Origin of the sequence: Rhodococcus sp. BH5 (assembly GCF_027583855.1) — a bacterium.
Classification (GTDB): Bacteria; Actinomycetota; Actinomycetes; order Mycobacteriales; family Mycobacteriaceae; genus Rhodococcus_F; species Rhodococcus_F qingshengii.
Window position 1 is genome coordinate 150,275 of the sequence record NZ_JAJHVW010000013.1, and the last position, 13,450, is coordinate 163,724.

Below are 13,450 nucleotides of genomic sequence, written 5' to 3' on the forward strand. Positions count from 1 at the left end.
ATGGTCGGCGCCGGCGGCGAGCGCGCGGGGGAATCCACGTATTGGGGACCGGATTTCGGTGAGCTTGCCACGGCAGACCCCGAGATCGCGGCTGTTGCGCTGGCCGAACTCGAGCGTCAGCGCGACGGACTTCAACTCATCGCGAGCGAGAACTTCACCAGCCCTGCCGTACTGGCTGCCTTGGGTTCGACCCTGAGCAACAAGTACGCCGAGGGCTATCCGGGTCGGCGTTACTACGGCGGGTGCGAGTACGTCGACGTAGCCGAGAATCTGGCGATCGATCGGGCAAAGGCGCTGTTCGGCGCCGAGCACGTCAACGTCCAACCGCATTCGGGGGCCACTGCGAATCTCGCGGTGTACGCCGCATTCGCCAAGCCCGGCGACACCGTATTGGCGATGAGTCTGCCGCACGGTGGGCATCTGACTCACGGGTCTCGCGTCAGCTTTTCTGGGCAGTGGTTCACCACCGTTCCCTATCACGTCGATTCGGCCACCGAATTGATCGACTACGACGAGGTTCGCACCCTAGCTCTGGCGCACAAGCCGAAAATCATCGTCGCCGGCGCGACCGCGTACTCCCGCACCATCGACTTCGCAGCCTTCCGCTCGATCGCAGACGAGGTCGGTGCGATCCTGTGGGTCGACGCCGCCCACTTCATCGGACTGGTGGCAGGCCGGGCGATACCTTCGTGCGTTCCGTACGCCGACGTCGTCTCCGCGACGACGCACAAAGTCCTCAGAGGCCCGCGCGGCGGAATGATCCTGTGCCGCAGCGAGCATGCCTCGGCTGTAGATCGCGCGGTGTTCCCCTTCATTCAAGGCGGCCCGATGATGCATGCGATCGCTGCGAAGGCGGTTGCCTTCAAGGAAGCGTCGACGCCGGAATATCGTTGGTATGCACAGGAAGTGGTTGCCAACGCATCGGCACTCGCGCAGTCGTTGGAAGCTCGCGGCCTGCGCACCGTGTCCGGTGGAACCGACACACATCTGGCGCTTCTCGACCTGCGCGCAAGCGGTGTCACCGGAGTCGACGCCGAGCGTAGGTGCGGACTGGCTTCGATCACGCTCAACAAGAACGCGATTCCGTTCGATCCGCAGTCGCCCGCCGTCACGTCCGGAATCCGCGTCGGATCCGCGGCCGTCACGACCCAGGGTTTCAACCGCTCCGACATGAGCGTGGTGGGGGAGTTGATCGCGCGCGCAGTTGTCGCGGACCCCGCCACCACGTCAGGAGAGGCCGAGTTGGCAGCAGTTGCCGACGGCGTTCGCGAACTGGTCCGGGCAAAGCCTGCCTATGCCCGCCAGACGGGTGATCTCGAGCAGTGATCACTTCCTACGAGGCGACCACGTATCTGGCACAGGGTGGCGGGGGAGCGGGTGTTCCCATCCGTGAACTTTTGCTCGTGCTGTGTACGGCGGCGGTGGTGACCTACCTGGCGACTGGCGCAGTCCGGTTGTTGGCGCTGAGGTTCGGCGCTGTCGCGATTCCTCGTGATCGGGACGTTCACGTCGAGCCGATTCCGCGCCTCGGTGGCGTCGGAATGTATGTCGGCATGGCTGTCGGTCTGCTGTTTGCGCAGCAATTACCCGCGCTCACAAGAGGTTTCGGCTTCGGCAGTCCTGACGTACACGCTGCGCTCGTAGCTGGCGCCGTCATCGTCCTCGTGGGTGTGATCGACGACAGGTGGGGCCTCGACGCCCTCACCAAATTTGTCGGTCAGGTGACTGCTGCCGGCGTTCTCGTGGTGATGGGCGTCAGCTGGTTCATCATCTACAACCCGTTCGGCGGTGACGGTGGGTCCACCATCATCCTCGATCAGATTCAATCCGGACTGTTCACCGTTGCTGTTGCCGTCGCGACCATCAACGCCATGAATTTTGTCGACGGTCTCGACGGATTGGCCGCCGGGTTGGGGCTGATCGCGGCGCTCGCCATCCTCATCTTCTCGATCGGTCTTCTCCACGATCAGGGCGGCGACGCGAGTGTCTACCCGCCGGCGATGATCGCGGCGGCCTTGGCAGGCGCTTGTCTCGGTTTTCTTCCACACAACTTCAATCCAGCGCGCATTTTCATGGGCGATTCCGGGTCGATGTTGATCGGTCTCATGCTGGCCGCGATCTCCACCAGTGCATCCGGTCGTATTCCGCTCGCTGCTTACGGAACCCGCGACCTCGTCGGCCTCCTCGCGCCGTTGTTGCTGGTCGGGGCTGTGATGTTCATCCCGATGCTGGACATGCTCCTGGCCGTGATCCGCCGGACGAAAGCGGGCGTCAGTCCGTTCAGTCCGGACAAGATGCACCTGCATCATCGCCTCTTGCAGATCGGACACACGCACCGACGAGTTGTGCTGGTCATCTACCTGTGGGTCAGCGTCCTGGCGTTCGGTGCCGTCGGATCCTCGCTGCTCAATCGTCAGCTGGTTGTTGTACTCGTCGCGGCCGGTTTGGTTCTTGCGTTGTTCTTCACTGCGGTGCCTTCGCTGATCGATCGCAAGCAGCAGCGTCGCTAGCCAAGTTTTCCGATCCATTACCCTTGGGCATCGTGACGAACACGCCGCAGCCTGTACCTGCCTCGCAACCCATCCCTGATTCGACCGCCGCCATGAAGTCGGCCGTGAAGTGGGGTGTGATGGGGCTGATCGCGCTGGCCGTGGTCGGCGCGCTCCTGGGCGGGCTCTTCGCCGGTAAGGAAGGCGTCTACGGCGCTCTGATCGGCGCAGCCGTCGGCGGCGGGTTCATCCTGTTCACGGCGTTGGGCGTGCTGCTCACAGCGAAGCTGCCTGCGCTCACGGCCGGTGCCGTTCTGCTCGGTACCTGGCTGCTGAAGATGATTCTCGCGATGGTGGTTCTCTTTGTCCTCTCGGACATGGATTTCTACAACAAGACCGCCCTCGTCCTGGTCATCATCATGTCGCTGGTCGTGGTGCTCGGTGCGGAGACTTACGGCGTCCTGGGAACCAAAACTCCGTACGTCGATCCCGCTCCCAGCAGCAACGTCGACGACGACGAGTAGTACTACAAGAGGTAACTAATCGGACTTCCAGGTACCCCATCTACACAATGTCGTAGATGACTTGATAAGGTTCGGTTCAAGCGAGAGCAATGGTGGGCCGAGTAACACTCAGCCGACGATGCCATGTGCTCGCAGGTGGTCGAAATTCTGACCACTGAGTCGACGAGAGTCGCCGACACCGACAGACGCCAGGCCCCTCTAGGGTTCTCCAGCTGCTGACGAATGCGCGAGTCGAACTTGTCGACTTGTAGATCGTCAATGTCCGATCGAACCGCAGTCAATGATGGCTGCGGACCGACTACGGGAGAGAACGCTGAGCGTCACCACCCTGGCCGCGGATGAATTCCATGCGCCGTCACTAGACGATTTTTTCCCGCCCTCCGTGTTGATTCACGCGGGCCCCTTCGAGCTCGACCGTCTGATGCTGATTCGTCTGCTGATGTCGGTGCTGGTCGCAGCCTTCTTCGTGATCGCGATGCGCAGTCCTCGATTGGTTCCCCGTGGGATGCAGAACGCCGCCGAGCTTGCGCTCGACTTCGTTCGTATCAACATCGCCGAGGAGATCCTGGGCAAGGAACAGGGCAAGCGCTTCCTGCCGGTCATCACGACGATCTTCTTCATCGTGGTCGCCAGCAACCTGGCCAGCATCATTCCTTTCCTGAACATCTCGCCGAACGCACGAATCGGTATGCCCCTGGTACTCGCGGCGCTCGCCTACATCGTGTTCAACTACGTCGGAATCAAGAAGTACGGCTTCTTCAAGTACGTCAAGAGCAGCATCGTCGTTCCCGGCGTCCCGCTGCCCCTGCACTTCTTGTTGGTGCCCATCGAGTTCATCTCGACCTTCATCCTGCGCCCGTTCACGCTGATGGTTCGTCTCATGGCCAACATGTTGGCCGGCCACATCCTGCTGGTGCTGTTCTTCAGCGCGACGAACTACTTCTTCTTCGTGTCCGGCGGATTCCAGGCGATCTTCGGCGTTCCGTCGATCATCGCCGGTATCGCATTCACGTTCTTCGAGCTGCTGGTCATCTTCCTGCAGGCTTACGTGTTCGCGTTGCTGACCGCGGTGTACATCGAACTGGCGCTCCACGCCGACGAGCACTGACCTTTTACCTCCTCACCAGCTACACCAAGAACTGAGCCTCTTGCCGAATCCGGCAGAGGTCAACAGAAAGGGAATGGAACACCATGAGCATCGCTTACCTCGCTCAGGAAGTTGTCGAGACCAAGTCGCGCGGCTACGGAGCCATCGGCTACGGCCTCGCAGCAATCGGCCCCGGCATCGGCGTGGGCATCGTTGTGGGCAAGGCAATCGAAGGCATGGTCCGCCAGCCCGAGATGGCCGGACAGGTTCGTACCACCATGTTCCTCGGTATTGCATTCACCGAGGCCCTCGCATTGATCGGCCTTGTCGCCGGTTTCATTTTCTAAGACAGACATGGGAGCCACCTTCGCAGTGCTCGCGGCAACAGAGGAGACACACAATCCTCTCTTGCCCGAGACATACGACATCGTGTGGTCCGCGGTTGCGCTCGTCGTAGTCGGTTTTGTCTTCTGGAAGCTCGTTCTTCCGAAGTTCCAGAAGGTCTTGGCCGAACGCACCGAGCAGATCGAGGGCGGCATCAAGAAGGCCGAAGACGCACAGGCAGAGGCAGCGGCCGCGCTCGAGCAGTACCGCGCGCAGCTCGCCGAAGCTCGTACCGAGGCAGCGCAGATCCGTGAGGAAGCGCGTACCCAGGGTCAGCAGATCATCGCTGACATGAAGGTTCAGGCGCAGGACGAGAGCGACCGTATCGTGGCCGCAGGCCACAGCCAGCTCGTCGCCCAGCGTCAGCAGATCGTCGCTGAGCTCCGCTCGGATCTCGGCAAGACCGCTGTAGACCTGGCCGAGAAGGTCATCGGGGAGTCCCTCGCCGACGACGTGAAGCGCGCCGGAACGGTTGATCGTTTCCTCAACGAGCTCGACACCGTCAGCGCTGATTCAGCCAGGAAGTGAGCAACATGTACGCAGCGAGCCGTGAAGCCTTGGCGCAGACTCGTTCTGCGCTGAGCAGTGCCCTGGGCGCCGTCTCTGCAGGAGCCGCAACTGCTGCTTCTGCTCAGGCTGGGTCCGAGCTCTTCTCGGTGGTCGAGGTACTCGACGGCCAGCGCGCTCTTCGCAGCGCGCTGGCTGACGCTTCGGCACCGGCCGCTGGTCGCCAGGCTTTGGCAGAGCAGTTGTTCTCCGGAAAGGTCGGCGCCGAGGCGCTCGCCACCGTGAAGGCAGCTGCAGGCCAGGACTGGTCTGCGGCCCGCGACTTGGTCAACTCGCTCGAACTGCTCGGACGCGAAGCTCTGCTCCGCGCCGCAGCCGATCAGAGCCAGTTGGACACCGTTGAGGACGAGCTCTTCCGTCTCGGTCGCATCGTGGCAGGGGATCCCAGCCTGGAGCAGACGCTCTCGGATCTGTCGGTTCCCGCAGCCCGCAAGCGTGAGTTCCTCTCCCGCTTGCTCTACGGCAAGGTCACCGCGGTCACCGAGGCACTCGCCGGACAGGCCGTCGGCCGGTTGAAGTCTGCACCCGCAGACACTTTCGATCAGCTGTCGAATCTTGCCGCAGCGCAGCGCGATACCACCGTTGCTCACGTTCGCAGCGCCTCGGCGTTGAGCTCGGAGCAGTCGGATCGCTTGGCCAGCACTCTTACCCGCACCTACGGGAAGCCGGTAGCAGTACACGTCGAGGTTGATCCAGAACTCCTCAGCGGCTTGGTCGTCCGGGTGGGCGACGAGGTTATCGACGGCAGCGCAGCGGGTCGACTCGCAGCACTGCGGAAGAACCTCAAGTAGTCCTTCAGCCGAACACATACTCCAGATCTTTTCGAAGACCAGACACCGAGAGCAGGAAAAACATGGCGGAGCTGACGATCTCCTCCGACGAGATCCGTAGCGCGATCGACAACTACACCGCGAGCTACTCCCCGGAGGCCTCCCGTGAGGAGGTCGGCACAGTGACCGACACCAGTGACGGCATTGCGCACGTCTCTGGCCTGCCTTCGGCTATGTCCAACGAGCTGTTGGAGTTCCCCGGTGGAATCGTCGGCGTCGCGCTCAACCTGGATGCCACCGAAATCGGTGCCGTCATCCTTGGCGATTACCAGAACATTCAAGAAGGCCAGGAAGTAAAGCGCACGGGCGACGTTCTGTCGGTTCCCGTCGGCGATGCTTTCCTCGGCCGCGTCATCGACCCGCTGGGTGCGCCCATCGACGGCCTCGGCGAGATCGAGAGCACCGAGAACCGTGCACTCGAGCTCCAGGCCGCTTCGGTGCTCGAGCGCCAGCCGGTCGAAGAGCCGCTCCAGACCGGTATCAAGGCTATCGACGCCATGACCCCGATCGGCCGCGGCCAGCGCCAGCTCATCATCGGCGACCGCAAGACCGGCAAGACCGCGGTCTGCATCGACGCCATCCTGAACCAGAAGGCCAACTGGGATTCCGGCGATGTCAACAAGCAGGTGCGCTGCATCTACGTTGCCATCGGTCAGAAGGGTTCCACCATCGCGGGCGTCAAGGCTGCCCTCGAGGAGAAGGGCGCGATGGAATACACCACCATCGTTGCTGCTCCGGCATCTGATTCCGCAGGCTTCAAGTGGCTCGCACCGTACACCGGCTCGGCCATCGGCCAGCACTGGATGTACCAGGGCAAGCACGTTCTGGTCGTGTTCGACGACCTGACCAAGCAGGCAGAGGCGTACCGCGCCATCTCGCTGCTGCTGCGTCGCCCGCCGGGACGCGAGGCTTACCCTGGTGACGTCTTCTACTTGCACTCCCGTCTGCTGGAGCGTTCGGCGAAGCTGTCCGACGCACTCGGCGGTGGCTCGCTGACGGCTCTGCCGATCATCGAGACCAAGGCGAACGACGTCTCGGCTTACATCCCGACCAACGTCATCTCCATCACCGACGGTCAGGTGTTCCTCGAGTCCGACCTGTTCAACAAGGGCGTTCGCCCCGCGATCAACGTCGGTATCTCGGTCTCCCGCGTCGGTGGCGCTGCACAGACCAAGGGCATGAAGAAGGTTTCCGGTTCGCTGCGTCTGGAACTGGCTCAGTTCCGTGAGCTCGAAGCGTTCTCCGCCTTCGCTTCCGACCTCGACGCTGCCTCCAAGGCTCAGCTCGAGCGCGGCGCCCGTCTGGTCGAGCTGCTCAAGCAGGATCAGTACAGCCCGATCCCCGTCGAGGACCAGATCGTCTCGATCTACCTGGCCGGCGAAGGCATCTTCGACAGCGTTCCGATCGGCGACGTCCGTCGCTTCGAGAAGGAACTGCTCGAAGACCTCAAGCACTCGGCTGCTGGCGTCTACTCCAGCATCAACGGCGGTAAGGCACTCGATGCCGACAACGCTGCTGAGCTGATCGCCGCGACGAACAAGTTCAAGGAAGGCTTCATCGCATCCGACGGAAGCCGGGTCGTGAACGAAGCCGAGGCTGACGCTTTGGGCGCCGACGAGGTCGCGAACGAGCAGATCAACGTCAAGCGCAAGACCGTCAGCAAGTGACGTACGCGCCCATGACACTGCGAATTCCGAAGGGAGAGTGATTGATCGATGGCGAGCATTCTCGAATTGCGGTCTCGTATCAAGTCGGTCAACTCGACCAAGAAGATCACCAAGGCACAGGAACTGATCGCGACTTCGCGTATCACCAAGGCTCAGATTCGCGTCGCCGCGTCCAAGCCGTATGCCGAGGAGATCACGAAGGTACTCACCGAATTGGCGAGTGCGTCTGCTTCGCTCGATCACCCGTTGCTCAACGAGCGTCCGGAGCCCAAGCGGGCAGCGGTCCTCGTTGTCACCAGTGACCGCGGCATGTGTGGTGGCTACAACTCCAACGTCCTCAAGCAGGCAGAAGAGCTCATGGCTCTCCTCCGCAGCGAGGGCAAGGAGCCGGTCGTGTACGTGCTCGGTTCCAAGGGGCTCGGCTACTACACGTTCCGCGGCCGCGACATCGGTGCTGCGTGGACGGGCTTCTCGCAGGATCCGGGTTACTCGGATGCAGCGAAGGCCAGCCGCCACCTGGTGGAGCTGTTCATGGCTGGTTCGGGTAACCAGGTTGCCGCTCCGAACGGTGAAGGCACGATCGAGGGCGTCGACGAACTCCATATCGTCTACACCCGCTTCGTGTCGATGCTGACGCAGACTCCCGAGGTTCGCCGTATGGCTCCTCTCGAGGTCTTCGTGTCGGAAGAGCGCATCGAACTCGGTGACGACATGCTGACCAACGGCCACGACGACGACCATGACAATGGCCCCGTCGCGGACTTCAGCTTCGAGCCCGAGCCCGAGAAGCTTCTCGGCGCTCTTCTCCCGAAGTACGTCAGCACTCGTATCTTCTCGTCGCTTCTCGATGCTGCGGCATCGGAGTCGGCAGCCCGTCGTACTGCCATGAAGGCCGCGACGGACAACGCAAACGAACTGGTGAACACGTTGAGCCGTCAGGCCAACCAGGCTCGCCAGGCCCAGATCACCCAGGAAATCAGCGAGATCGTCGGCGGCGCCAACGCGCTCGCCTCGAGCGCAGGAAGTGACTAGCACATGACCGCAGCAGTAACCGAAAACAACGGGGCAGGTTCGGCTTCGGCCGTAGCCGGCCGCGTCGTGCGGGTCATCGGTCCCGTCGTGGACGTTGAATTCCCGCGTGGCGCTGTTCCTGAACTGTTCAACGCCCTGAACGCCGAGATCACGCTTCCCTCGGTCGCCAAGACGCTGACGCTCGAGGTTGCACAGCACCTCGGTGACAACCTGGTCCGCACCGTCTCCATGCAGCCCACCGACGGACTCGTCCGCGGCACTGCAGTGACCGACTCGGGCAAGCCGATCTCGGTTCCCGTCGGTGACGTCGTCAAGGGCCACGTGTTCAACGCACTGGGCGATTGCCTCGACACCCCGGGCCTCGGCCGCGACGGCGAGCAGTGGGGAATCCACCGCAAGCCACCAGCCTTCGATCAGCTCGAAGGTAAGACCGAGATCCTCGAGACCGGCATCAAGGTCATCGACCTCCTCACCCCGTACGTCAAGGGTGGAAAGATCGGCCTGTTCGGTGGCGCCGGCGTCGGCAAGACCGTTCTGATCCAGGAAATGATCACGCGTATCGCTCGCGAGTTCTCGGGCACCTCGGTGTTCGCAGGCGTCGGTGAGCGTACCCGTGAGGGCACCGACCTCCACCTGGAAATGGAAGAGATGGGCGTCCTCCAGGACACCGCCCTTGTCTTCGGCCAGATGGACGAGCCGCCCGGAACGCGTATGCGCGTCGCCCTGTCCGCACTGACGATGGCGGAGTACTTCCGCGACGTTCAGGGCCAGGACGTTCTGCTGTTCATCGACAACATCTTCCGCTTCACGCAGGCAGGCTCCGAGGTTTCCACCCTCCTCGGCCGTATGCCTTCGGCAGTGGGCTACCAGCCCACGCTGGCGGACGAGATGGGTGAGCTCCAGGAGCGCATCACCTCGACTCGCGGTCGCTCGATCACCTCGCTGCAGGCTATTTACGTGCCCGCCGACGACTACACCGACCCCGCGCCGGCTACGACCTTCGCGCACCTCGATGCCACCACCGAGCTTTCGCGCCCGATTTCGCAGATGGGTATCTACCCCGCTGTGGATCCGCTGAGCTCGACCTCCCGCATCCTGGAGCCCGGCATCGTCGGTGCCGAGCACTTCCGCGTTGCCAACGAGGTCAAGCGCATCCTGCAGAAGTACAAGGAACTGCAGGACATCATCGCCATCCTCGGTATGGACGAGCTTCAGGAAGAGGACAAGGTCCTCGTCGGCCGCGCCCGTCGTATCCAGAAGTTCCTCGGCCAGAACTTCATCGTTGCCGAGAAGTTCACCGGTGAGCCCGGCTCCGTCGTGCCGCTCCGCGACACGATCGAAGCCTTCGACCGCGTCTGCAAGGGCGAGTTCGATCACCTGCCCGAGCAGGCATTCAACAGCTGCGGTGGACTCGACGACGTCGAGGCTGCAGCCAAGAAGATGGCCGGGAAGTAGTCCACGATGGCTGAGATGACCGTAGAACTCGTTGCCGTCGAGCAGCGCTTGTGGTCTGGTTCGGCGACGCTGGTCAGCGCTCAGACCACCGAGGGTGAAATCGGAATCATGCCTGGGCATGAGCCGGTCCTCGGCCAGCTGATCGAGGGCGGAACCGTGTCGATCACCTCGGTCGACGGCGAGCGTATCGTTGCTGCGGTACACGGAGGATTTCTCTCCGTCACTGCGACGACGGTGACGATCCTTGCCGAGTCCGCGGACATGGCACAGGACATCGACGTCGAGGCAGCCAAGGCTGTCTTGGCCGAGAACTCGGGCGACCTCGAAGCGATTGCGGTCGCCAAGGGTCAGCTCCGGGCCGTCGAGCGCGCGTAAGTTACTCGAGTAAAGCCGCGACGGGAGCCGACGAACAGTGACATTCGGAATGACTGTGTTGATCATTCTGGTTGTGCTGCTCGCGGTTCTCGTCGCGGCTTTTCTGTATCGTCTGCTGGTTCTGCGTCGCGGCGGTACCGCTGCACTGCTTCGTGTTCTGCCGTCCCCGGGGGACAGCGGGTGGCGTCACGGAATCATTCGCTACGGCGAAAGCACCTTCGTCTTTTTCAAACTGTCGAGTCTGCGGCCGGGCCCGGACTCCAGGATCGATCGTCAAGGTATCGAGGTCGAGAGCCGTCGCTCTCCCTCGGGTACCGAATTCGACATCATGAGCGACGACATCGTCGTGGTCAAGGTCAATGACGGCTCGTCGGCCTACGAAATCGCTTTGGACAGTGGAGCATTGACAGCGTTCCTGTCCTGGGTGGAATCGCGGCCGGACGGGCGCGCCCGTAGGCGACGCACCGCCTGACCGGTCCCGCTCAAGCTCCGGCGCCGGGCTTCCAGAGCACATCGCCTTCAGGATTTGCCACTCTTCCCATGATGAAGAGCAGATCCGACAATCTGTTGAGGTATTTCGCGGGGAGCACGCTCGTGTCCTCCGGGTTCGCATCGATGGCGGACCAAGCCGCACGCTCCGCACGCCGCGAGACGGTTCTTGCTACGTGAAGCAGGGCTCCCAAGGCGGTACCGCCCGGCAGAATGAACGAATTCAACGGTGCCAGTTGCTCATTGAGCTCATCGCACCATCCTTCGAGTCGATCGATGTAGGACTGAGTCACTCGTAGCGGCGGGTACTTCGGGTTCTCGACCACGGGGGTGGACAAGTCGGCCCCTGCGTCGAAAAGGTCGTTCTGGATCTGGCGCAGCATTGCAAGGAGATTCTCCGGGGGAGTGCCGAGGGCAACGGCCACACCGATCGCTGCATTGGTCTCGTCGCAATCCGCGTAGGCGATCAGACGCGGATCGTTCTTGGACACGCGGGAAAAATCGCTGAGGCCCGTGGTCCCGTCGTCGCCGGTCCGGGTGTAGATCTTCGTCAGGTGAACAGACATAGGGCTACGGTACCGGCGCGGTGCCGACGAGGTTGTGGCTCTAGGCTGTGAACCGTGAGTGAGCACTTTCTTGTGACCGGGGGTAACCGCCTCGAAGGTGAAGTACTGGTGGGAGGGGCCAAGAACAGTGTGCTGAAGCTGATGGCCGCGGCGCTGTTGGCCGAAGGCACCACTGTCGTGACCAACTGCCCGGACATTCTCGACGTACCGCTGATGGCGGACGTTCTGCGAGGTCTGGGCTGCGAAGTCGAACTCGAAGATTCCGAAGTGCGGATCACGACGCCGGCCGAGCCGAAGTATCACGCTGACTTCGATGCGGTGAAACAGTTCCGAGCGTCAGTGTGTGTTCTCGGTCCGCTGGTCGCGCGTTGTCGACGCGCTGTTGTTGCCTTGCCTGGCGGTGACGCCATCGGTTCGAGGCCCCTCGACATGCACCAATCCGGGCTCCGCCTGTTGGGTGCGCGCAGCGAGATCGAACACGGATGTGTAGTTGCCGAGGCAGACGACCTGCATGGAGCGAACATCCGCCTGGTCTTCCCGTCTGTGGGTGCAACCGAGAACATCTTGATGGCAGCGGTCCTCGCCCGTGGTGAGACAGTGATCGACAACGCTGCACGTGAGCCCGAGATCGTGGATCTGTGCAACATGCTCAACGAGATGGGCGCCAAGGTATCTGGCGGCGGAAGTTCGACGCTCACCATTCAAGGCGTCCGCAAGTTGGAACCGACTACGCACCGTGTCATCGGCGATCGGATCGTCGCTGCAACGTGGGGTGTCGCGGCATCCATGACCAGGGGTGACGTCCGCGTTCGTGGGGTGAACCACAAGCATCTCGGACTGGTCCTCGACAAGCTTCGGACGGCCGGCGCGGAGGTGACTCCCGAGGTTGACGGTTTCCGCGTCATTCAGCGTGAACGGCCTAAAGCGGTCAATTTCGCAACATTGCCGTACCCCGGATTCCCGACCGACCTGCAGCCGATGGCAATCGGTTTGGCTGCGGTTGCCGAAGGCACGTCGATGATCACCGAGAACGTATTCGAATCGCGTTTCCGATTTGTCGAGGAAATGATCCGACTCGGCGCCGACGCTCGTACTGACGGTCACCATGCGGTGATCCGCGGAGTTCCGGTGTTGTCGAGTGCACCGGTGTGGTCTTCGGACATTCGGGCCGGCGCCGGGCTCGTGCTTGCGGGGTTGGTTGCGGACGGAACCACCGAAGTTCACGATATTTTCCACATCGACCGTGGGTACCCGCGATTCGTCGAGAATCTCCGTGGACTCGGGGGAGTGATCGAGCGGGTGGGCACCGACTAGGTATCGGTGCTCGGCGTCACACTCGGGCCTATTCGCAGTTGGCGGAAAGGCTCAACGGTCTGACCTGGCCTTAATCGGCCAATTCGGTGTAGTGACCAGGCGATTTGTGAATTGATTGAAGGTTCGCGTAACTTATTCCAAGTCAGAGCGACACGGACACCGACTCCCGCTTCACGGCGAGTGACACGAGGTTGTACGAAGTGCCTGACCAAAATCCGAAGTAGTTTCCATCATGTATGGTTGTGCTTCACCTCCAGTTCTTCCCCGAATGTTCAGCGGTTTGCGCCGATGATCACGATGGGATAGGCTGGAAAAGTTGCCCCGGAGCGAGTGGCCTGAAGGTCGCGGTGATGGTGTGCGCGTGTTCTTTGAGAACTCAACAGTGTGTCGATGAATGTCAGTGCCAAAATTATTTTGGTACTTCACATGTCGAATGATGTTCCGGGCCTTCGGGTTTCGGTTCTGATGTTCGGGGTGTGAGTATTTTTCGTCGGTGATTGTTCATTCTTCCGTCTGAATGGTTGCCGACACATTTTTTGCTAGTTGAGTTTTTTGCTAGTGATTTGACTCTTTTTGTCTATGACTGATTAGCCGGCCTTCGGGTTGGTGATATCTAGAGTCTTCAACGGAGAGTTTGATCCTGGCTCAGGACGAACGCTGGCGGCGTGCTT

Annotated in this window: 14 protein-coding genes; 13 read left to right on the plus strand and 1 reads right to left on the minus strand. The window is 61.7% G+C overall.

The annotated features are described in order from the left end of the window. From glyA to RhoBH5_RS26865, 12 genes are all read left to right on the plus strand, one after another. Entirely contained in the window at nt 1-1,326 is a 1,326-nt protein-coding gene (gene glyA, locus RhoBH5_RS26810) for a serine hydroxymethyltransferase (RefSeq protein ID WP_030537334.1), read from the plus strand. Next, complete coding sequence (locus tag RhoBH5_RS26815; RefSeq protein WP_030537335.1) at nt 1,323-2,510, plus strand: glycosyltransferase family 4 protein; 1,188 nt, start codon at nt 1,323-1,325, stop codon at nt 2,508-2,510. Before glyA ends, RhoBH5_RS26815 begins: the two co-directional genes overlap by 4 nt. Before the next feature lie 32 nt (nt 2,511-2,542). After that, entirely contained in the window at nt 2,543-3,013 is a 471-nt protein-coding gene (locus RhoBH5_RS26820; RefSeq protein WP_030537336.1) for a glycine zipper family protein, read from the plus strand. A 280-nt stretch (nt 3,014-3,293) separates the two neighbouring features. Beyond that, nucleotides 3,294-4,121: a F0F1 ATP synthase subunit A gene (gene atpB / locus RhoBH5_RS26825; RefSeq protein ID WP_030537337.1), complete on the plus strand. Its 828-nt coding sequence runs from the start codon at nt 3,294-3,296 to the stop codon at nt 4,119-4,121. A gap of 83 nt (nt 4,122-4,204) precedes the next feature. Beyond that, complete coding sequence (locus tag RhoBH5_RS26830) at nt 4,205-4,447, plus strand: ATP synthase F0 subunit C (RefSeq protein ID WP_003941327.1); 243 nt, start codon at nt 4,205-4,207, stop codon at nt 4,445-4,447. Between the two features lie 7 nt (nt 4,448-4,454). Beyond that, complete coding sequence (locus RhoBH5_RS26835; protein ID WP_019749173.1) at nt 4,455-5,012, plus strand: F0F1 ATP synthase subunit B; 558 nt, start codon at nt 4,455-4,457, stop codon at nt 5,010-5,012. Between the two features lie 5 nt (nt 5,013-5,017). Further along, the gene (locus RhoBH5_RS26840; protein WP_003941304.1) at nt 5,018-5,842 is read left to right on the plus strand and encodes a F0F1 ATP synthase subunit delta; all 825 of its coding nucleotides are present in this window, start codon (nt 5,018-5,020) and stop codon (nt 5,840-5,842) included. 62 nt (nt 5,843-5,904) lie between these two features. Then, nucleotides 5,905-7,548 (plus strand): F0F1 ATP synthase subunit alpha, encoded by a 1,644-nt coding sequence (gene atpA, locus RhoBH5_RS26845; protein ID WP_007726218.1) that lies wholly within the window; start codon nt 5,905-5,907, stop codon nt 7,546-7,548. A gap of 48 nt (nt 7,549-7,596) precedes the next feature. Next, nucleotides 7,597-8,580, plus strand: a complete 984-nt coding sequence (locus RhoBH5_RS26850) for a F0F1 ATP synthase subunit gamma (RefSeq protein ID WP_003941320.1) — start codon at nt 7,597-7,599, stop codon at nt 8,578-8,580. A 3-nt stretch (nt 8,581-8,583) separates the two neighbouring features. Then, the gene (atpD, locus tag RhoBH5_RS26855; protein WP_003941349.1) at nt 8,584-10,035 is read left to right on the plus strand and encodes a F0F1 ATP synthase subunit beta; all 1,452 of its coding nucleotides are present in this window, start codon (nt 8,584-8,586) and stop codon (nt 10,033-10,035) included. A gap of 6 nt (nt 10,036-10,041) precedes the next feature. Beyond that, complete coding sequence (locus RhoBH5_RS26860; protein ID WP_003941287.1) at nt 10,042-10,410, plus strand: F0F1 ATP synthase subunit epsilon; 369 nt, start codon at nt 10,042-10,044, stop codon at nt 10,408-10,410. A 49-nt stretch (nt 10,411-10,459) separates the two neighbouring features. Next, entirely contained in the window at nt 10,460-10,882 is a 423-nt protein-coding gene (locus tag RhoBH5_RS26865) for a DUF2550 domain-containing protein (RefSeq protein ID WP_029255703.1), read from the plus strand. A gap of 10 nt (nt 10,883-10,892) precedes the next feature. Here RhoBH5_RS26865 and RhoBH5_RS26870 read toward each other — a convergent pair whose 3' ends face one another. Beyond that, nucleotides 10,893-11,465, minus strand: coding sequence for a cob(I)yrinic acid a,c-diamide adenosyltransferase (locus RhoBH5_RS26870; protein WP_003941362.1), 573 nt, complete (start codon nt 11,463-11,465; stop codon nt 10,893-10,895). Between the two features lie 54 nt (nt 11,466-11,519). Between RhoBH5_RS26870 and murA the strand changes: the two genes are divergently transcribed. Beyond that, nucleotides 11,520-12,779, plus strand: coding sequence for a UDP-N-acetylglucosamine 1-carboxyvinyltransferase (gene murA / locus RhoBH5_RS26875; protein ID WP_030537339.1), 1,260 nt, complete (start codon nt 11,520-11,522; stop codon nt 12,777-12,779). Nucleotides 12,780-13,450: the final 671 nt, after the last annotated feature.